This window comes from Neisseria sp. P0009.S007 (assembly GCF_051962515.1).
The window spans coordinates 1-854 of sequence record NZ_JBQCVF010000719.1; the positions used below are offsets into that span (position 1 = coordinate 1).

Here is an 854-nt window from a genome sequence, read left to right on the forward strand (position 1 = left end):
CATACTTTCAGACGGCCTGTTCAAACGGCGGATGATTAATACTGATATGCCGCCAGTTTGCGTTTGATTTCAGGCAGTGCGGCGCGTGCGGCCTGTTCGCCCAATTGGATGGCGCGTTGTTTTTGGTCAAAACCGCCAACCGAACCCAGCTCCAAAACCTGCGGTTTGATGACCACATTGGCTTGGCCCAATTCTTGGCGCAAGGCGGTTTGGCTCATCACGTTGAAGGTTTGGTCAAGATAGGAGAACATACCTTGGCTGACGTTTTTGGCCGGACGGGCGGAAATATCGACGGCAATGATGAAGTTTGCGCCCATTTTTTTCGCCGCGCTGACCGGTACGGGTTGTGACAGACCGCCGTCTACATATTTGCGGCTGCCGATAACGACAGGTTGGAATACGTTTGGAATCGACGCAGAAGCTCGGACAGCTTGTCCGGCATTGCCTACGTTGAACACCACCGGTTTGCCGCTTTCAAAATCGGTCGCAACGGCGGCAAATTTGATGGGGAACTGCTGCATCGGACGGTTGCCGACTTTGCGGTTGATGTAGTTTTGCAGTTTTTCGCCTTTGATGAAGCCACTGGTGGACAAGGTCAAATCCACCAAATCGGTTTTACCCAAAATTTCCGCTTCCAATTCGAGGCGGTCGGGTGACATTCCCGAAGCGTACATACTGCCGACAATCGAGCCTGCGGATGTACCGGTAACGATTTTGACCGGAATATTGTTTTCTTTCAAAACCTTAATAATCCCGATATGGGCAAAGCCTTTGGATGCGCCGCCGCCCAAAGCCAGCGCAACCGTGGCTTTCGGTTTGGGTGCAGTATGCGAAACCGTATTTTGACCCTGCGT

Annotated in this window: 1 protein-coding gene; it reads right to left on the reverse strand. The window is 52.2% G+C overall.

Annotated elements, in window-relative coordinates; translation table 11 throughout:
* Window positions 1-35: 35 nt before the first annotated feature.
* Window positions 36-854, reverse strand: an 819-nt coding sequence (locus tag ACTHS3_RS15920) for a patatin-like phospholipase family protein (RefSeq protein ID WP_440368494.1), incomplete at its 5' end; no start/stop codon positions are given.